Source organism: Clostridium pascui (assembly GCF_016908015.1).
Lineage (GTDB): Bacteria > Bacillota > Clostridia > Clostridiales > Clostridiaceae > Clostridium_AK > Clostridium_AK pascui.
The window spans coordinates 114761-133862 of sequence record NZ_JAFBDB010000001.1 but is presented as its reverse complement, the minus strand read 5'-3'; the positions used below and the strand labels follow the sequence as shown (position 1 = coordinate 133862).

Here is a 19102-nt window from a genome sequence, read left to right as displayed (position 1 = left end):
CCTATCCTCATTTACTTTGCCGCTGCCAGCAAATTCTGAGTAGTAGAGCACAATGCACTTGGAGGTCTGCTCATTTCCACTTGTAGATTTAACTGGCAAAACAAAATAACTTTATATACATCATGAGAATATCAAATAGATTTCATTTTTATTTAAATCAGTTATGGTTCATTCTTATTTCCCTCAAACTTTTCATTTTTTATCTCCTTAAAGATGTTATTTCCTTTATTAGTTTGAGGCTTGCTCTCTGCATTGATCATCCCCTTTAGCTCAGATATTTCCCTCATTAATTTTATAAAATCATCCTGTGTTAGAGGCTTTTTATTATCTTTAAGCTCATACCCAAGCTGACCGCTTACTTCAATTGTCGCATATTTTACATCTTTTATGGAAGATATTCCAGCTTGCCTTAATCTCGTTTCAAGTCTGTCAATCGACATCCTAATTTTTTTTAAATTTTTGATGTTTGGATTGCCATTTTCAATAACAATTACCGCTTTGCCGGCAAATATAGTCTCCAAAAGATCCACCTTAACTTCTAAGTATTCAGTGATTATCATTAATATTGTTAATACACCTGCTATAAGAAAGGTAATAAATAGTCCCTTACCAGCTACAGGCTGAATCAATAAAGATCCTAATCCTATCATCACTATAGTCTGAGATATTGTCATTTGAGAAATTGATTTTCTTCCACCTACTCTTAAAATAAATGTTCCTACAATAAATATTAGTGCCGATTGCCATACCCAGTTTAAATCCATAATCTTGCCTCCTTAAACAATTTTTGCAATTTCATACTAGGAAAAAGGGCACAATTAAATGCCCTTACTGATATGATAGTTATTCAAACTTTTATTTTGCATCACTTAGATAATTTAAAAACCGCTTAAGTACCACAAAAGGTTCTGTAGGGACTATCTGATTCTTTAGGTAATGTGCAGTACTCAGCCTGTTTATCAGTGTATTTGTAAGGACTTGAAAGTGCATCTAGAAGCCTCTCCATCACACTGTAATCTCCATGGTTTACCGCAGCTTCCAGTGCCTCTTCTACCCTATGGTTACGAGGAATAACTGCAGGGTTGCTCATTTGCATTAATTTTTTAACAGAAACTTTTGACTCCTGCTGTCTGCTAAGTCTTGCCTGCCACAGCTGATTCCACTGAATGAATTCCGTGGTACCAAACAGTGCCGTTTCCTCTAACTTATCAATTGTTAATGCACGGAAGGTGTTAGTGAAATCAGCACCATACTTATGCATCATCTTAAGAAGACCTTCAATAAGAGATACATCCTCAGGCTCTTCATCAAAGATTCCAAGTTTTCCTCTCATTCCTGCTATCCAATTGCTGTGATACAATTCATCAAAATTCCCAATTGCTTCTTCAGCAAGTATAATAGCATCCTCTTCATTGTCATGCATCAGCGGCAACAAAGTTTCAGCAAATCTAGCTAAATTCCATGCTGCAATATCTGGTTGATTACCATAGGCATATCTCCCCTGCATGTCAATGGAACTAAATACCGTTGCTCGATCATAGGTATCCATAAAGGCACAAGGACCATAGTCAATAGTTTCTCCACTGATAGTCATGTTATCTGTGTTCATAACACCATGAATAAAACCAACTAGCTGCCATTTGGCAATGAGTACAGCTTGGCGTCTTATGACTTCCTTAAGCAGAGAAATATAACGATTTTCATCATTCTCTATTTCCGGAAAATGCCTTTGTAATACATAATCTGCCAATGCTTGAAGCTTCTCCGTAGTTGTAAAGTTTGCAGCATATTGAAAAGTGCCCACACGTATATGGCTAGCAGCTACACGGGTAAGAATTGCACCAGGCTGCTCAGTTTCACGCATTACTGGCTGACCAGTTGTCACCACAGCTAAACTTCGAGTAGTAGGAATATTAAGTCCATGCATTGCTTCACTGATTATATATTCACGCAGCATAGGTCCAAGCGATGCTCTCCCATCACCTCCGCGAGAATATGGAGTTTTGCCCGAACCCTTGAGCTGAATATCAAATCGCCTACCTTTAGGCGTTATTTGTTCTCCTAATAGGACAGCTCGGCCGTCTCCCAGCATAGTAAAATATCCAAATTGATGCCCTGCATAAGCTTGCGCAATAGGCAAAGCAGCCTCGGGAATTTTGTTTCCAGCAAACACCTCTACACCATCATTACTTTCCAATTCCTCAGCATTCAACCCTAAAGATCCTGCCAATGTATGATTGAAAATTATAAGTTCTGGAGAGCGTACAGGAGTTGGCCTTTGCCTTGTGAAAAATGTTTCTGGCAGGCGAGCATAACTGTTGTCAAAGTTCCATCCTGTTTCAGTTATTACTTTTTTATCACTCATGATATCTCCTTTTTCCTTTTTATATTTTTGTATCCTAATTTTTTTACTATAAACAAAATCATAGCTATTCTATGATATTTTTAGTATCTGCTTCTATCAGCTTATTATACCGTTTCCTTACACTAATTCTTTACCATATATATCTAGTAGATCTATTTAAATAAGCTATATAATCAATACAAAAAAGCTGGTTGAAAATAATTAAAAAATCATTTTCAGCCAGCTTTTTATACCTAATTGTTAAGAACATCTAACAATTCTCCAGTAATATTATATTTTTCTCTAAACTCACCTTCCAAAATACTCATTGTAATCATGTCATAGTATTTACTATTAAAGTAGCAGCCATGTCTTTTGATTCCCTCTCTTACAAAACCCATTTTTTCATACACATGAATTGCTCTTTGATTAAATGGAAATACTTCTAGTTCAATTCTATGTAAATTAAGCATTCCAAATCCATAATTCAATGCTAATATCAATGCTTCACTTCCGTAACCTTTACTAAAATCTTCTTTTTTATTTATCAAAATTCTTATATTAGAATTTCTATCATTTCTATAGATGTTATTAATAACAACTTCCCCTACTATTTTGTTAGATTCTTTTGATATTATTAAAAAATCAACTCTATTGTCATCTTGAACTATATTTTCTAAATATCTTTCAATATCTGACTTATTAAATATTTGTTGAGTTCCTGTAAAAATCATTGCTTCCACACTGCTATTATCCATGCTTTCCCAATATTCTTCAAGGTACTCCTTGTCCAGTTTTTTTAGATATATCAAATCTCCCTTTAGCTCTAAAAGGTTTCTTGTATTCATTTATATTCTATCCTCCCTTAACTTTTCCAATATCAATGTTCTTATCCCTAGATATGCCGTTTCTCAACATATCATCATTATATAGTAGTTAAAAGGAGGCTTTCAATCTCACTTATAATTCTGTTTTAATTTCGAGCATAATTTCCTTTGCTCAGTAATAATTCTTCTTATACTCTTATCTGAAAGATAGTATTCCTCAGCTAAATCCAAAACCGTAGTACCATTTTTATATTTATCATAAATTTCAGCATTTCGGATATTTAATTTATCTCTTGTACCATTCTTTTCTCCCCAGGTCTTTTGTTCTCCATCTTTTCTAGGTATATATAAATATTCACCATTCACATATTCCTGAATAATTTTTATTATTTCATCTGGCAATACATTTTGTGCATTACTATATTTCATATCTTTACTCCTCCAAAAATTATTTTTGGTTGAAGCAAAGACCATAAAAATCTATTTAAAATCAATATACTTATAAAAAATCCGATTCAATAAAAGGAATCAAACTCATAACCCACCTTATTAAACTATATAATGCTGAAAAACTGCACACTAAATAAGCCCAATTTATATAAATTATAAAAAAGAGCGTAAAAGTGCCTTTATATTTTCAACATCAGCTATTTTAATAAAATAGTCTCCAAGCAAAGCATAGCCGATTTAGTTCTTATGGCCTTTGCAAGGAGTAACTTGAGTACCGGATTCACATCTATAATTCATTATAAGATTCCTTTCATGTAAAATTTGCAATTTTTAAATCATATTATATATTATTTTTACAGAAACTTCAATAGCTAAAAAAGAGTGGTTTGTACCACTCTAAGTTTTTAAACGTTTATTTTAATTGAGTGTACTATAGCTCTTCTCAAATAAATTTCTATAGAAAATCACTCTTCGCTTCTCTTGCTTTTTATTCTCTTAAGGAGTCAACATATTCTTTGGCTTCTTTTAATCCAACTCCAGCAGCAATTCTATATTTTTTTACTGCTTCAACAATTTTACCTTCTGAAATAAGGCCTTTTAATTCATCTGTTATTGTGTCTGGCACTTCAGCTTGTTTAGCGATTTTATTCAAACTTATATTTATGCGCTTTATATCACTTCGAATTTCGCTAATAACACTTATCATCCATAGCAATACTCCTGCCGCAAAAATCCCAGCAATAATTTTATAATCCATCATTCCACCCTTTCAAAAATTTATCATTTGTTTTTATACTTCTTAATATGGTACCATCCAGCACTTTTTTAAATGTGTTCCATAAAGATGCCTCAAACTTTAACTAATATCAGTATCATTTAAATTATATTACTTTTAGTTATATATCACAAGGTATAAAAACTATACCCATTACTCCTTCACCCAATAGCTGTTGCAGTCATTTGTTCTTTCAATAAATCCGTATTCTATTAAAGCTCTTCTTATAGTTACATAATCTTCATATATTCTTTTTAGGACTCTATTAAGTTCTTTTTCTGAATAAGTCTTTCCTTTAGTAAAGTTCTTAGTGATTTCCTGTAATATAATAATCTTCTTCTTTTCCTTAGAAGGATAAATTTTTAATGCACCTGTATCATCCATGTGTATTTTTATAGTATCCTCTTTTTCCTTATCAGTAATGTTATATCTATCATCTATGCTGATTGCTGTTTTATGAGGATCACATATAACTTCTTTTTCTAGCTTATTAATTTTGTTCTTTGTACTATTTGTGAGTAAGTTCATCATAGCTAAAAATAACTTTGCTTGCTTTTCCTTTTCTCTTAATTTATAACGATGATTTCTAATGGTTGATTGTGCAACTCCAAGCTTTGCTGCAACTTCTTTATCGGATAGTCCCTGGGCAATTAATATTAATATCTCTCTTTGAACACCTGACACTCCTGTAAAAGCTGAGTTCATTCCTAACAGGTACTCAAGCATAGAACCATGTCTTTCCTCTATGTGAATTTCTGCTGCCTTTTTTGCATCATAAAGTTTTGACTCTATTTCATATATACGTCCCTTTTCAAATACTTCCTCACAAATTATACATCCATACTCTTTATGGTTTTCTACAAACCCATTTTCCACTTCATCTATTGTGGCATTCCAAAATAATTCATTTGATTTCGTATCCATTAGAGCTAACCCCTTTCAATATTCATTAATTATCATTATTTTAATAATACACCTTTATTAGACATATGTCTATATATAAGTAAACATTTTTGATATTTGTCTATAACTTTGTCATCCCTTAATTCTTTGAAAATTACTTCCAGTAATCTTATTGCTTACAGCTAACGCATAATTTTTGTGTCAAACGAAAATTATAATGCACTAAATTTTTTAAATGTATATAACACAAAAGCCCTCCTGCAGTACTTTATTTCATGCAGGAGAGCTTTTATATATTATTTTGATTTAATTATTTTGCCATCATTGAATTCCTCATTATAATCCTCTTGATTATCTTTATCAAATCTTATCCATTTACCGTGTTTCTTATCGTTCTTAAAATTTCCTATTTGTGATAGTTGCCCAGATTCCCTGTAAAATCTCCATTCACCTTCCATTTGGTTATTTTCAAAAGGGCCTTCCGCTTTTATTTGACCATTCTTATAATAGTAGGTGAGTTTATTTTCAGAACATCTGTAAACCTCTTGACCGTTTGCGTAATTCTTTTTTTCTAGCATATTTATTCCCCTTCTCTCACAAATTTAGTAATTCTAACTACTAAATCATAATAATAAAACAATTCATGGTATCCATTAAAATCCCCGTAAAAGTGATTGTTCTATATCAAGTTCTTGAAATAGCTGTGATATAACTGCTTCATAATCGCATAATCTATCTGTCTTTCTTATTTTCTTAACATATTTATCACTGTCTGCAAACAGGTGTATCATATAAAACCAAAATTCTTTCATTTTAAATAATACATTTCTATCTCCAGAAAGGATTTCTTGATAGCCTTCATAAACTGCATCGTGAAATTCCTTCATTACCAGCTTATCTACCACATGATTATTCTTAATTTCTCCAATTAATGCTGGATTTGCAATAAGTCCTCGACCCAGCATTACTGCATCTAAACTTGGATGTATTTCCACTAATTCTTTATAGTCCGATAGATTAAAAATGTCCCCATTATAACAAACAGGATTTTTACTTAATTCTAATGCATCTTTAAATACTGACATATTTGGCTTGTTCTTATAAAAGTCCGTTTGTATTCTTGGATGAATAATAAGCTCCTCCAGAGGATACTTGTTAAAGATTTTAATCAGCTCATAAAATTCATCTGGAGAATCCTTTCCAATTCTTGTCTTTATGGAAATCTTAGTTGATGCCTTTGCAAATATGTCCTCTAAAAATTCATCCAGCTGTGCTCTTTGTGCAAGAAATCCTGAACCTTTATGTTTCGCAACAACTGTACCAGATGGACAGCCCAAATTTAAATTAATCTCATCATAACCAAACTTAGTCAAGTCGTTCACCGTGCGAGTAAAATACTCAGCATTATTTGTAAGTATTTGAGGCACCACAGTCAATCCTTGATTGTGTTCAGGTAATATATCATTTAATTCTCTCGAAGTAAAACCCTTATTACTAGTTGGTGAAATAAAGGGTGTAAAGTATTTATCAATTTGACCAAAAAAAGTTTGATATGCATTTCTATATACATATCCAGTAATACCTTCTAACGGTGCGAAATAGTATTTCATATTATAAGACTCCTCATCATAAGTAATTGCGTATCTATTGTATGCAATAAATATATTTCTGTTTTACAAACGGGGTAACTTATGTACACCATTTTCCCATAAACTCTAAAAGGATAGCACTATAATCAAGAAGCTGTTGTGCTTCTACGCACTCATCTACTGAATGTGCCTCCTCTGGAAGACCTGGTCCATACAATACTGCTGGAATTCCACCATGAGCAAGCCATCCCACATCTGTTACACTAGGATTCATATTTACATTTGGTTTTTCATTTAAACAAACTTCATGTACACTGGAAAGAAGTTTAACCGCTTCACTATCTTTATCAATTTCAGCAGAAGGAAAAATTTCTCCTCTCTCCTCAATCATTGATTTTCCACCCCATTTAAATTGTATGGGATTTTCTTTAAACCAAGGATCTTTATCTGCTAGCTTCTGCAAATGTTCCTCAACTTCTTTTATAACTGACTCGTAGCTTTCATTTGGATAAAAATGTACAGTAATCCAAAGTTTACACTCATCTGCCACAAATGCTGCATTTCTTCCACCCTCTATTACTGCTGGATTTATTGTATTCACACCTCTTTCAAAACCTGGATAAGACTTTGTTTCATACCAAATTTCTTCAAGTTCACGAAGTGATTGAATAACATTTTGCATTTTTTCGATGGCACTTGCTCCAAAAATTCCACCCTCTGGATGAATTAAATTTCTTCTAACTGCATCATGAAAAACATCTTTACTCTTTACCGTTACCCAAGCTGTAATCACTCCACCCTGACCCTGAATTTCAAGATTGCTTGTGTCCATACATATTCCAAAGTCAGCCTTGTATCCACGATCCAAAATAGCACGAGTTCCCGCCTCTCCTGCCTCCTCACCAATTACTGATTGAATCTGCAAGTCTCCATCAAGCTTAACCCCATACTTTTTTAAAAGCCACACGGAATACAGAGCACATGCCATTGCTCCTTTCATATCAGCAGTTCCACGTCCGTACAAGAAACCATTTTCTTTAGTAATCTCAAATGGAGGATAAATCCAATGGGCTGTATCCCCTACAACTGCAACGTCTACATGACCATTTAGAATAAGACTTTTCGCCTCTTTCCTCTTGGTCCCTGGAATAACTCCAACTAATAAACTGTCGCCAGGATACATCTCCCATCGGTCAAGTTCAGCACCCAGTTCACTTAAAAAATTATATATGTAAGACTGTATATCATCTGAATTTCTTCCTGGAGGAGTAACTGTCTCAAAAGAAATTAAATCCGATAATATCTTCCATAACATTTCTTGATTTTCATCAACACATTTCATCCAATTCATTTTTCATTCTCCTTCAAGTATCAATTATCTACAATTTCATTATACATTACCACTGAATGCCCTGTCAGCTAAGAGATACAATCAATTACTGTTTTCTTTATTTTTATATGTAAAAAAAGAGCCAAAAGGCTCTATTTCTTTGGTAATCCCCTTACAGGCTTATTCATATTTTTGTCTGCTTCCCATGTAAATACATTTGGAGATTTTGAATTATTTTTTTCATTATCATTTCTTTTTTTATTTTCTGATTTAGATTGCATTGTACTCACCTTCCTTAGTAATTTTATCCCCAAAGGTCGATAAAATTATTCCTCTATATTGCCTTTCTCTAAATCAGTTTATATACTAACTATTAAACTCTTGCACTTCTTCCACATTAATGGTAATATATAACAATAAGGTAATTATCTGGGGGGATTATAAATGAAAAAGGAAGATAAATATTCTATAGGTGAAGTAGAAGAAATTTGTAATATTCCTAGAAAAACATTGCGTTACTATGATTCCATAAAATTAGTTGTCCCTAAATTTAGAGAAGAGGGAAATAAATATAGATACTATAGTAAGGACCAAATGGTAACAATATGTATAATTCGCAAACTAAGAATGCTTGGATTTACATTAGAGCAGATTCAGCAAATTGTAAAGGATAACAAAGCTGAAACTCTTAAACAAAGTATAGAATGTAAACTTTTAGAAATATCCGATGAAATAAACTGCCTACAAAAAAGATATTCCGATGCCTATGCTTTTTTAGAAAGACTAAAAAAAGGAGTAGATATCATTTCCTACTGTAACAAAGAAGATAAAGAAAATATCATTACCAAAACTATACAAATCGAACAAATTCCTGAAACGGATTTAGTGTATACCAAAAAAGTAATGAAAAATTACTCAAATTCAGAGGTGTCCTTAGAAAGATGGGTGGAAATAATTGATTTATGCAATAAGCTACAGCTAAAAAGCAAAGGATCAATTGTGGTTACATACTATTCAGATCCCCTTGAGCAGTTTCTCTTTAAGGATTCAACCGTTGAATTTGGAATGTGCATAGAATCTCCTATTAAATCCAACAATTGCAGAAAATTTGGAGGATTTACCGCTGCTACTACTACTCACGTTGGAAATTACTCCAATATTGTAAATACTCATATAAAAATGATACAGTGGATTAACAAGAATGGTTACAAGATTACTGGTAATATATCTGAAGAATTTATTATATCACCTCTTGATGTAGACAATGTAGACGAGCATATTACTAAGGTAATAATTCCCGTAACGAAAATCCATTGTGAAAATAAAAAATAAGCTCTGTTCTTATTCTGAAGTGATACCCCTTGGGTAGTATATTCACTAGCTGAAATTACCACGAAGCTAATAACGATTTTGACGAATCTGTGCTCTGTAGTATATTCACTAACTGAAGCTACTACCCCTTTTTAATAGCATCTTTTTAATGATAACGCAAAATTTCTAAAACTTCTTTTCTTCTTGGGGCCTTTGGCTCCTCTGCTGGATATCCACATGCAACCAGTGCAATAATCAATTCGTCTTCCGGCAAATCAATAAATTTTGTAACTCCTTCTTCGTCAAAAGATGCCATGATTACAGTCCCAAGTCCTAATTCCTCTGCTGCAAGGCAAATATTTTGGCATGCAAGTCCAGTGTCAAACATCTCCCATGTTGATCCCTTAGCGGTAGAAGTAGAACCATCTCTTTCGTAACCAGAACGGTTCCTTACAATAGAAAGAGCCAGAATCATTGGTGCATTTTCAACAATGTGTACATTTTCAGGTGCTACCATTGTATGAGCAATTGTCTGAATCTCATTGTCTTTTTCAATAACTGTATATCGAACAGCTTTACAATTATTCCAGGATGGCGCCCATCTTGCACAGTCAATAAGCTGCTCTATCACCTCATGTTCTACCTTGCGTGCCTTATATTTACGAATGCTTCGTCTTTTTTTAATACATTCTATTACATTCATAATTAATATGCCTCATAAACAAACTGAACTACTGTTGATAATGGTGGATCAGGTAGTACATCGATAGAACTTGGGAACTCTGGATTTTCAGGAACTTCAATAATCTTGAAAGAACGAACCTCAATTAAAGCACGCTTTCCATCTATGTTCTTAATTCTTGCAATATACTCCATGTAGTCACCTGCATATGAAGGAACATAGAGACGAACCTTCTTTACTTCAACACAATGACCTGTGTTTCCAAATACCTTTGCCATAAGACGGTTTGCTGTATCATTCATAAGTGTGATGTTTCTTGCTCCGTTTACAACTCCGCCGCCATAAAACACGTCACGATCTGACATTCTATAACGATATGTTACTGTTTGTTGTTCATTCATAACACAATTCTCCTTTATTCTATATTTTCAGTTTACCTCTTTTTTAAAGCCTTAATTTATTCTGGAAAATCCTCAAGTGGACGCCATGGATCAATTACTGTTCCGTCTGGCTGCTCTCCACGCTGTAAGTGCTTCTTAACTACAAGTCGAACATTTCCTTCTGTACAAAGTACAGGCTCATCAAACCAAACCATATCTCCTGGTCTGCAATCTGTCTTACCTTCACGAAAAGCAGGTGTAGCAAGCTTGAAAACTTCGATTTTACAATCACGGGATGTATTTCCTACGTGTGTAAGAGTTGCTTTAAAGTCAACCATATCCCCTACAAAAATGTCCTTATAACATTTAACATCATGATACCCAAGGCAAAGTGACTCATCACCATCACATAAAATCATCTCTTCTGTCTCAACGTCTCCGATGAAATCAAACTGACGTCCAATTGGCACTAATCCATCTGGATTGTTGGCATCTGCTGTTGTCATATTATAGCTTAAAAAAGATACTTTTCTCATTATCATATCCCCCTATTTTTGACGCAACTGCCTGTTAAAGCAGTCACGTTATATATTACTATATACTTAACTTATCCGATGACTACCTGGAGTAAAAACTCCATCCGAAGCTAAGAACTCTGTTTATAGTACACCTTCTGCAGTTAGTTCTTTAAGTTCTTCTTCTGTAAGTCCGAAAACTTCTGCATTGTGTTGTCCGAGCATTGGAGATGGAGCTTCTACACTACCTGGAGTTTCTGAGAGCTTTATAACACAACCTTGGAAATACTGGTCCCCTGCTGTTGGATGTTCACAATGCACCATCATGTCACGAGCCTGAATATGTGGATGCTCGATTGCTTCCTTAATATTTAATACTGGACCACATGGGATTCCTGCCTCATCCATTATGTCTTCTATTTCTTTCTTTGTGTGCTCCTTACACCAGCCGCGGATTAAACTTTGTAATTCTGGTATATAATTTTCACATCGTAATACGTTTGTTTTATAACGAGGGTCATCTATAAGTTCTTCATGACCAATAGTATAAGAGAACTTCTGGAATAATCTATCATTACCTACTCCAAGAGCAACGAATCCATCTTTACACTCAAATATATCAAATGGAGCTATAGATGGGTCTACATTTCCGTTACGTTCTGGTATAAAGCCGCCTACTGTGTAGTTTACAATTGCATTTTCAAGTAAACTAAAGATTGTATCAAACATTGCTACGTCAACATGCTGACCCATACCTGTTTTCTCACGGTTGTAAAGAGCTAAAAGTACCCCTACTGATAGGTAAATACCTGCAACGTGGTCTGCAACAGAAGGACCAACCTTTACGGGATTTCCATCCTTAAAACCTGTAAGATTAACCATACCACCCATAGACTGTGCTACGATATCATAGCAAGGACGGTGTGTGATTGGTCCATATTGACCAAAGCCTGAGCCTGAAGCATAAATAATATTTGGATTAACCTTCTTTACAGATTCATAATCAATACCAAGCTTCTTTGTAACACCGCCCTTATAGTTCTCAACCAATACGTCAGCATCGCGAACAAGCTCATAGAACATCTGTCGCCCTTTTTCAGATTTAAGATTAAGAGTAACACCTTTTTTGTTACGGTTTACAAAGCTGTAAAAACCACTTTCACCGCTTTTTTCATCAATTGGTCCCCATTCACGGCACTGTTCACCGCCAACTGGTTCAATTTTTATAACATCTGCACCATAGTCTGCTAATATCATTGTACAAAATGGTCCATTTAATGCTGAAGTAAGGTCAACTACCTTTATACCTTCAAGTGCTTTTCTCATTTATAACTCCCCCCTATTATTTGTTACTTATTAATATGTCTCGTAAACAAACTGAACCACTGTTGATAATGGTGGATCAGGTAGTACATCGATAGAACTTGGGAATTCTGGATTTTCAGGAACTTCAATAATCTTGAAAGAACGAACCTCAATTAATGCACGGTTTCCATCTATGCTTTTAATTCTTGCAATATACTCCATATAGTCACCTGCATATGAAGGAACATAAAGACGAACCTTCTTTACTTCAACACAATGACCTGTGTTTCCAAATACCTTTGCCATAAGGCGGTTTGCTGTATCATTCATAAGTGTGATGTTTCTTGCTCCGTTTACGACTCCGCCGCCATAAAATACGTCACGGTCTGACATTCTATAACGATATGTTACTGTTTGCTGCTCATTCATAATACAATTCCCCTTTACTCTATATTTTCAGTTTAGCTCTTTTAAAGCCTTAATTTATTCTGGAAAATCCTCAAGTGGGCGCCATGGATCAATTACTGTTCCGTCTGGCTGCTCTCCACGCTGTAAGTGCTTCTTAACTACAAGACGAACATTTCCTTCTGTACAAAGTACAGGCTCATCAAACCAAACCATATCTCCTGGTCTGCAATTTGTCTTATCTTCACGGAAAGCAGGTGTAGCAAGCTTGAAAACTTCGATTTTACAATCACGAGATGTGTTTCCTACGTGTGTAAGAGTTGCTTTAAAGTCAACCATATCCCCTACATAAATATCGTTATAACATTTGACATCATGATATCCAAGGCAAAGTGACTCATCACCATCACATAAAATCATCTCTTCTGTCTCAACATCTCCGATGAAATCAAACTGACGTCCAATTGGCACTAATCCATCTGGATTGTTGGCATCTGCTGTTGTCATATTATAACTTAAAAAAGATACTTTTCTCATTATGACATCCCCCTAAAATTTTATATTATTTAGATGCTTGCGAAATTCCACAAGCATCTATTCAGCTAAGTTTTAAGCCGTTAAACTTCTATATTTCCCTCTACTGCTGCTTTGTTTTTTGAGAATACTATATATCCAATAATTCCAGCAGCTACTGTCCAAGGGAACCATGCAAGCTTTTCAGATGCTAGCGGAAGACTCTCATAGAATGTATTTAAAAATCCTAAGTTTATATTTAATTTAATTCCATAAGTGTAAACGGTATCTAAAATACCAAATACCAATGCTGTTACCATTGCATAACGGCATAGATTTAATTTTCTTTTGTTTTGGCTATCTGGCATTAATGAATAATATATAACAAGTACAATAGCTGCTGGATATATACCATCAAGTATTGGTCCTAAGATTGTAAGTATTGAAGCAAGACCCATACATCCAAAGAGTGTACTAAAAATCAAAACTGCGATAGATGCCTTCTTATAATCAATCTTTCCTCCTGTTACATCCACAAAGAACTCAGCACATCCGGAAGTCATACCGATTGCTGTTGTAAGAGCTGCAAAGAATAGTGCAATTGAGAATAAGATTCCTCCTAAATGCCCAATAAGTTTAGTAGCAACTGCTGTATAAAGAGCTGTATAACTTAAATCAATTGTCCCCCCTGTAGAAGCACCTATTAACATGTGACAAAGGTGTGTTATGCTTAGCATTGCTATACCAACAACGCCTACTCTGATGATATTTCTACTCATACGTGCCTCAGAAACACCTTTTTGTTTAAGTCCATTTAGGATAACAACACCGAATATTAATGAACAAAGAATTTCGGCTGTTGCATAACCATTTGTGAAACCGTAGGCAAATGCTGAACCTGGATATGACTTTGCAACTGGCTCTGCAATTGGAGTAATCATCCCCTTGCCTACAACAATAATAACAATGATAATAAGGAATGGGAAAAGAATTTGTGAAATACGATCCATTGTCTTTCCAGGGCTCATTAAGAACCAATAAGTTACCAAATAAAATAATACAGTAAATATAATCAGCGGTAATCTTGCTTCTCGATTCAAACCAAAAGCTTGTACTATGGAGTCCCAAGCTGCTGCACTCATACGAGGAATAGCATACAGAGGTCCAAGCACAACAATGGTTACGATTGTATATGATATTCCTAGTTTCTTTCCAAGTACTCGTCTGGTAATTTCATTATAAGTGCCTTTACCTTTTGATAATGCAACATAAGCAAGTAATGTAAGTAATAAAGCTGTTATAAATGCTCCAGCAAATGCAACCCATACAGATGAACCACTTTCTTTACCCCAGTTTACTGGCCATACCATACTCGATGCACCAAAGTGCATTGAAAAAAGTGCACCACCCATTAAAAATAATGCTGGTAATTTCAAGTCCCCGTTCTCATTTAAATTATTGTTCATACACATCCCCCCTAATACTATTATATTAATTACATTTATTGGAAAGTCAACTTTTTTTTGATATTTTTTTAACGTATATTCCCAACTTAGCACCTTAACTGTACCCCTAGGGTAAGGTTCGTTATCTATTGTTTTTTTGCGTTTGTGATTTCCTCAATCATCATTGGAACAATCTTAAATAAGTCTCCGATGATACCATAGTCTGCACAGTCAAAGATTGGAGCTGCTCCATCCTTGTTTACTGCAATTATTAATTCTGAATCCTGCATACCTGCCTTGTGCTGAATTGCACCAGAAATACCAAGGGCAATATAAACCTTGGGATGTACAGTCTTTCCTGTCTGTCCAACCTGATGATCTGCCGAAAGCCAGCCAGAGTCAATAACAGCACGACTTCCACCTACAACTCCACCGCCAAAAGCTTCTGAAAGCTTATGTGCTAGCTCGATTCCCTCCTCAACATTCTTACCGATACCACGACCTACAGAAACGATAACCTCGGCACCAATTAAGTCAATCACCTGTTTCGCTTCTTTAACGACCTTAAGAACCTTAGTCTTTATATCACTTTCAGAAATAGAAACAGAATATACCTCTATTTCACATGCATCAGCCTTAACTTTACTAAACTCTGCCTTCTTCATAACTCCTGGACGTACAGTTGACATACATGGCCTAAAACGCGGACAAATGATTGTTGCCATAAGATGTCCGCCAAATGCTGGACGTGTCATCTTTAAATTCATATCCTCCATTTGGAAGGTTGTTTTGGATAAATCAAGTGTAGAAGATGTTTTGAGAAAATCAACATAATTCTCCATGTCAATATCAAGGTGTGTGCAGTCTGCTGTAAGACCTGTATGCAAACGAGCTGCTAAGCGGGGCCCTAAATCACGACCAATGTTGGATGCACCAATTAATATAACCTCAGGCTTTCTTTCCATTGCAACCTCACAAAGTACTTTTGTGTATGCATCTGTTGTGTAAACATTTAAAGCAGGATCATCACATACAATTACCTTGTCTGCACCGTATCCTCCAAGTTCCTTAGCAACATTTTTTATGTTGTGTCCAAGAAGTATGCCGATAAGCTTTGAGCCACGCTCGTCAGCCAGTTTACGGCCTTCGGAGATTAATTCAAAATCAGTATTCATTAACTTTCCATTACGCTGTTCACAAAATACCCAAATATCATTAAATGCACCTATATCGGAACTATTAAACATCATATTTTCATGTCTCCTTTCAAATTATATAACGTGGTCACTTTGTAATCTGCCTACTAAATCTGATATTGCCTCTCTGTTAGTGCCGTCAAACATTACACTGACACCTTTCTGTGGTGGTGTGAATGACTTAAATATGTTAGTAGGTGAGCCTTTAAGTCCAATTGTGTCAATCTCAATTAATGGTTCGTTCTTAAGTGCTTCGAAATCAAGAATATTAAGTGGTTTCTTATAACAATTTATAATACCGCTTATGGTCATATAGCGAGTAACAGCGCTATTGTCTTTTATACATGTGATAAGACAAGGGGTCTGAACCTCAAGCATCATATATCCATCTTCAAGCATACGCTTTACAACTAAAACATTGTCTTTCTTATCAATCTCAGCTGCATAAGTAACCTGAGGAATATCAAGCTTTTCTGCAATCTGTGGGCCAACCTGTGCTGTATCTCCGTCAATTGCCTGACGACCACAGAAAATGATGTCATCTTTACCTATTCCAAGATGTGTAATTGCTGCTGCAATAATTTGAGATGTTGCAAATGTATCTGATCCTCCAAATTCACGTGAAGAAATTAAAACAGCATCATCTGCACCCATTGCAAGAAGCTCACGAAGCATTCCTTCTGCTTGAGGAGGCCCCATTGTTACTGCTGTTACCTGGCAGCCATCTCTATCCTTAAGTATAAGTGCCTGCTCCATTGCGCTCATATCATCCGGGTTAGTGATACTCAACATAGAAGCACGATTCAAAGTTCCATCTGGATTTACAGCAACCTTTCCTGAAGTATCTGGAACTTGTTTAACACAAACGTAAATTCTCATTATTCCTACACTCCTTTTTTATTTACTCATCACTGCTCTGGAGATAACTACTTTATGAATTTCCGAGGTACCTTCATAAATTTCTGTAATCTTAGCATCACGATACATACGCTCTAATGGATAATCCTTCATATAGCCATAGCCCCCATGTATTTGAAGCGCCAAATTTGTAACAAAACGTGCATTTTCGGAAGCATTAAGCTTGCACATAGCAGCCTCTGTTGTAAAAGGTTTCCCAGCATCCTCAAGATATGCAGCATACTGTACAAGAGTTTTTGCAGCCATTGTCTTTGTTGCCATATCAGCGATATACCACTGAATACCTTGTAAATTTGCAATTGGCTTACCAAACTGTACACGCTCGTTTGAATACTTAATCGAAAGGTCTAACGCGCCTTCTGCGACTCCCACAGCTTGAGCACCTACCCCTATACGCGCTCCATCAAGTGCCTGCATTGCAATTTTGAAACCTTGTCCTTCCTTTCCGAGAAGATTAGCAGCTGGAACACGGCAGTCTTCAAATACAAGTTCAGCAGTTTCAGAACCGGCAAGTCCCATCTTTGTCTCAATTTTACCAATACTAAAACCTGGTGTGCCTTTTTCAACTATGATTGCGGACATTCCCTTTAATCCCTTGTTAGGCTGTGTAAGTGCAAATATTATAAGTACATCCGCACGGCTGCCCCCAGAAATAAAGCACTTTGTCCCATTTAATATATACTCATTTGTTTCAGGATCAAAAATAGCCGTTGTCTTTGCGCATCCTGCATCAGAACCAGCATTCGGCTCAGTAAGTGCAAAGGCTCCTAAAGATCCGCCCTTTGTAAGCATTGGAAGATACCTTTGTTTCTGCTGTTCATTACCATATTTAGATATAGCTTGAGGTGCAATTAAATGGATTGATAAAATAGCTGCCGAAGACATACATTTCTTTGCAAACTCCGAAACAGCTATAACCTTTTCCAATGCACCTCCGCCAGAGCCTCCGTACTGACTAGGAACACCAATCCCTGTAAATCCTAATGCCGCCATCTTTTTTAAATTTTCCGCTGGAAAAGCATGCTCAAGGTCAACATCTGCTGCAACTGGGTCTAATTCATTTTCAGCAAACTGTTTCGCTAGTTTTTTAATCATTTCCTGTTCTCTGGTTAATGAAAAATCCATATGTTCTTCCATCCTTTCTTTTAATATACAAGTAGAAACATTTCTTGAGACCGTATTTAACGCATACTTTTTCATGTTTCAAACTTATTTCTTAACTGTCCTTCATACAAAATCTTACTTTATACAGTTACTGGAAGGTCAATAGCATTTTGGAAATTTCATCCATAAGTCTATATTACTTTTCTATTAAGCCCTCCAGCCACTGTAGAGCAATTGAAAAAAGAGCATAAAAAAAAGGACTATTACTAGTCCTTTTACTTCTTCAATTTAAACAAACACATCTGACAACATTTTAACTAACAATAAAACCAATACTACTACCATGGTTGGGCGAATAAACTTGGCTCCTTTTTTTATAGCGAAACCAGCTCCAAGATAGTTTCCTAAAATCCCGCATAAAGCAGCTGGGATTGCTATTTTATAGTTAATTGTGCCGGCAATCACAAATGTTACTAGGGATGCATAATTTGATGCAAGGTTTAAAAGTTTTGAATTACCTGACGCAGTTTTTAAATCGTATTTCATAAGCACTGAAAAAGCAATAATAGCAAAAGTGCCTGTCCCAGGGCCAATCAAACCATCATAAAAACCAATAAGCAATCCTATTAATACTGCTATAATAAAACTTTTTGTTTTTCCAAGCTCTTTAGATGCATTTTCATGTCCATAGTTCCTATTAAATATGATAATAACAGCTGCAATTGGTATGATAAAAACAAGCATCTTCTTTAAAATTTCTCCATCAAGGAGTAATACAATCTGTGATGCTATGGCAGAACCTACAAACGAACTTACAGCAGCAACCACTGCAATATAAATATCTATTGAACGGTTCTTTAAAAATCTAATAGTAGCAATGGTAGTCCCACAAGCAGAGGAAAACTTATTACATCCATAAGCTATATGAACGGGCATACCAGTAATTAGATAGGCAGGCAATGCAATTAACCCACCGCCGCCAGCAATAGAGTCAATAAATCCAGCTATAAAAACTAAAGAATAAAGCATAAGTAGTGCTGGAATTGAAAGTGAAACCATAAATATCAGCTCCTTAAATTATATCATTTACTTGATAATACCACATCTAAA

General features: G+C 35.3%; 22 protein-coding genes. 1 reads left to right on the top strand and 21 read right to left on the bottom strand.

All coding sequences use genetic code 11. The features are described from left to right. Nucleotides 1–161: 161 nt before the first annotated feature. The 10 genes from JOC70_RS00765 to JOC70_RS19335 all read right to left on the bottom strand — a co-directional run bounded on the left by JOC70_RS00765 (nt 162) and on the right by JOC70_RS19335 (nt 8499). Nucleotides 162–764, bottom strand: coding sequence for a DUF421 domain-containing protein (locus tag JOC70_RS00765; protein ID WP_204597022.1), 603 nt, complete (start codon nt 762–764; stop codon nt 162–164). Between the two features lie 125 nt (nt 765–889). Next, nucleotides 890–2365 (bottom strand): protein adenylyltransferase SelO, encoded by a 1476-nt coding sequence (locus JOC70_RS00760; RefSeq protein WP_204597021.1) that lies wholly within the window; start codon nt 2363–2365, stop codon nt 890–892. Nucleotides 2366–2598: 233 nt separating this feature from the next. Further along, the gene (locus JOC70_RS00755) at nt 2599–3192 is read right to left on the bottom strand and encodes a GNAT family N-acetyltransferase (RefSeq protein WP_207755202.1); all 594 of its coding nucleotides are present in this window, start codon (nt 3190–3192) and stop codon (nt 2599–2601) included. Nucleotides 3193–3300: 108 nt separating this feature from the next. Next, nucleotides 3301–3600: a CD3324 family protein gene (locus JOC70_RS00750; protein WP_243429010.1), complete on the bottom strand. Its 300-nt coding sequence runs from the start codon at nt 3598–3600 to the stop codon at nt 3301–3303. Nucleotides 3601–4108: 508 nt separating this feature from the next. Continuing rightward, nucleotides 4109–4378 carry a 50S ribosomal protein L7/L12 gene (locus JOC70_RS00745; RefSeq protein ID WP_204597019.1) on the bottom strand — a complete coding sequence of 90 codons (270 nt, stop codon included), beginning with the start codon at nt 4376–4378 and terminating at the stop codon, nt 4109–4111. Between the two features lie 171 nt (nt 4379–4549). Continuing rightward, nucleotides 4550–5320, bottom strand: coding sequence for a DUF2087 domain-containing protein (locus tag JOC70_RS00740; protein ID WP_204597018.1), 771 nt, complete (start codon nt 5318–5320; stop codon nt 4550–4552). A gap of 275 nt (nt 5321–5595) precedes the next feature. Then, nucleotides 5596–5877 carry a toxin-antitoxin system YwqK family antitoxin gene (locus JOC70_RS00735; RefSeq protein WP_204597017.1) on the bottom strand — a complete coding sequence of 94 codons (282 nt, stop codon included), beginning with the start codon at nt 5875–5877 and terminating at the stop codon, nt 5596–5598. A gap of 75 nt (nt 5878–5952) precedes the next feature. After that, on the bottom strand, nt 5953–6909 hold the full coding sequence (locus JOC70_RS00730) for a tRNA dihydrouridine synthase (RefSeq protein ID WP_204597016.1): 957 nt from the start codon (nt 6907–6909) through the stop codon (nt 5953–5955). A 79-nt stretch (nt 6910–6988) separates the two neighbouring features. Then, nucleotides 6989–8239 (bottom strand): acetylornithine deacetylase, encoded by a 1251-nt coding sequence (locus JOC70_RS00725; protein WP_204597015.1) that lies wholly within the window; start codon nt 8237–8239, stop codon nt 6989–6991. A 131-nt stretch (nt 8240–8370) separates the two neighbouring features. After that, nucleotides 8371–8499 (bottom strand): hypothetical protein, encoded by a 129-nt coding sequence (locus JOC70_RS19335; RefSeq protein WP_278281183.1) that lies wholly within the window; start codon nt 8497–8499, stop codon nt 8371–8373. A 163-nt stretch (nt 8500–8662) separates the two neighbouring features. Here JOC70_RS19335 and JOC70_RS00720 point away from each other — a divergent pair, with 163 nt between their 5' ends. Beyond that, the gene (locus tag JOC70_RS00720) at nt 8663–9550 is read left to right on the top strand and encodes a MerR family transcriptional regulator (RefSeq protein WP_204597014.1); all 888 of its coding nucleotides are present in this window, start codon (nt 8663–8665) and stop codon (nt 9548–9550) included. Between the two features lie 145 nt (nt 9551–9695). Here the strand turns inward: JOC70_RS00720 and JOC70_RS00715 are convergent, their stop codons facing one another. The 11 genes from JOC70_RS00715 to JOC70_RS00665 all read right to left on the bottom strand — a co-directional run bounded on the left by JOC70_RS00715 (nt 9696) and on the right by JOC70_RS00665 (nt 19051). After that, a complete protein-coding gene (locus JOC70_RS00715) occupies nt 9696–10232 on the bottom strand; it encodes a nitroreductase family protein (protein WP_204597013.1) in 537 nt (178 codons plus the stop codon). A gap of 2 nt (nt 10233–10234) precedes the next feature. Then, nucleotides 10235–10612, bottom strand: a complete 378-nt coding sequence (locus JOC70_RS00710) for a hotdog fold domain-containing protein (protein ID WP_204597012.1) — start codon at nt 10610–10612, stop codon at nt 10235–10237. Between the two features lie 56 nt (nt 10613–10668). Beyond that, nucleotides 10669–11127: a beta-alanyl-CoA:ammonia lyase gene (locus tag JOC70_RS00705; protein WP_204597011.1), complete on the bottom strand. Its 459-nt coding sequence runs from the start codon at nt 11125–11127 to the stop codon at nt 10669–10671. A gap of 123 nt (nt 11128–11250) precedes the next feature. Then, nucleotides 11251–12432, bottom strand: a complete 1182-nt coding sequence (locus JOC70_RS00700; RefSeq protein WP_204597010.1) for a CaiB/BaiF CoA transferase family protein — start codon at nt 12430–12432, stop codon at nt 11251–11253. A 30-nt stretch (nt 12433–12462) separates the two neighbouring features. Next, nucleotides 12463–12804, bottom strand: a complete 342-nt coding sequence (locus tag JOC70_RS00695) for an acyl-CoA hydrolase (RefSeq protein WP_341534833.1) — start codon at nt 12802–12804, stop codon at nt 12463–12465. Nucleotides 12805–12894: 90 nt separating this feature from the next. Then, a complete protein-coding gene (locus tag JOC70_RS00690) occupies nt 12895–13353 on the bottom strand; it encodes a beta-alanyl-CoA:ammonia lyase (RefSeq protein ID WP_204597008.1) in 459 nt (152 codons plus the stop codon). Between the two features lie 80 nt (nt 13354–13433). After that, a complete protein-coding gene (gene brnQ, locus JOC70_RS00685; RefSeq protein WP_204597007.1) occupies nt 13434–14795 on the bottom strand; it encodes a branched-chain amino acid transport system II carrier protein in 1362 nt (453 codons plus the stop codon). 125 nt (nt 14796–14920) lie between these two features. Next, a complete protein-coding gene (gene acrA / locus JOC70_RS00680) occupies nt 14921–16024 on the bottom strand; it encodes an acryloyl-CoA reductase electron transfer subunit beta (protein ID WP_204597006.1) in 1104 nt (367 codons plus the stop codon). A 21-nt stretch (nt 16025–16045) separates the two neighbouring features. Further along, the gene (gene acrB, locus JOC70_RS00675; RefSeq protein ID WP_204597005.1) at nt 16046–16849 is read right to left on the bottom strand and encodes an acryloyl-CoA reductase electron transfer subunit gamma; all 804 of its coding nucleotides are present in this window, start codon (nt 16847–16849) and stop codon (nt 16046–16048) included. Nucleotides 16850–16867: 18 nt separating this feature from the next. Then, the gene (acrC, locus tag JOC70_RS00670; protein ID WP_204597004.1) at nt 16868–18013 is read right to left on the bottom strand and encodes an acryloyl-CoA reductase; all 1146 of its coding nucleotides are present in this window, start codon (nt 18011–18013) and stop codon (nt 16868–16870) included. A gap of 267 nt (nt 18014–18280) precedes the next feature. Further along, the gene (locus JOC70_RS00665) at nt 18281–19051 is read right to left on the bottom strand and encodes a sulfite exporter TauE/SafE family protein (protein WP_204597003.1); all 771 of its coding nucleotides are present in this window, start codon (nt 19049–19051) and stop codon (nt 18281–18283) included. Nucleotides 19052–19102: the final 51 nt, after the last annotated feature.